The sequence below is a fragment of the Oleiphilus sp. HI0132 genome, assembly GCF_001635845.1.
The window spans coordinates 1-543 of the sequence record NZ_LWGJ01000976.1; the positions used below are offsets into that span (position 1 = coordinate 1).

At 46.2% G+C, this 543-nt stretch carries 1 protein-coding gene; it reads right to left on the minus strand.

Going from position 1 to position 543, the window contains the following annotated elements; translation table 11 throughout:
- Positions 1–543, minus strand: a 543-nt coding sequence (locus A3766_RS11010; protein ID WP_255375444.1) for an EF-Tu/IF-2/RF-3 family GTPase, incomplete at both ends; no start/stop codon positions are given.

The following is a 543-nucleotide window of genomic DNA, read 5'->3' on the forward strand; positions in this document are numbered from 1 at the left end:
TTCAAACTTAGTGTGAGGCTTAACAGAACCAGGCACACATAGAACCTGACCACGCTCAACTTCGTCACGCTTAGTACCACGCAGAAGAACACCAACGTTCTCACCCGCACGACCTTCGTCTAGAAGCTTACGGAACATCTCAACACCAGTACAAGTAGTGGTTTGAGTTTCCTTGATACCAACAATCTCGATTTCTTCACCAACTTTGATGATACCACGCTCAACTCGACCCGTTACAACCGTACCACGACCTGAGATTGAGAACACGTCCTCAACAGGCATTAGGAATGGCTGATCTACAGCACGCTCTGGCTCTGGAATATAAGAATCTAGCGACTCAACCAACTTCTTAACAGCAGTTGTACCTAGCTCGTTATCATCTTCGCCGTTCAATGCCATCAAAGCAGAACCTGCGATAATTGGCGTATCATCACCTGGGAACTCATAAGTGTCTAGCAACTCACGAATTTCCATTTCAACCAATTCAAGCATCTCGTTGTATTCTTCTGAACCTGCACCACCACAGTCTTCAGCCAACAAGTC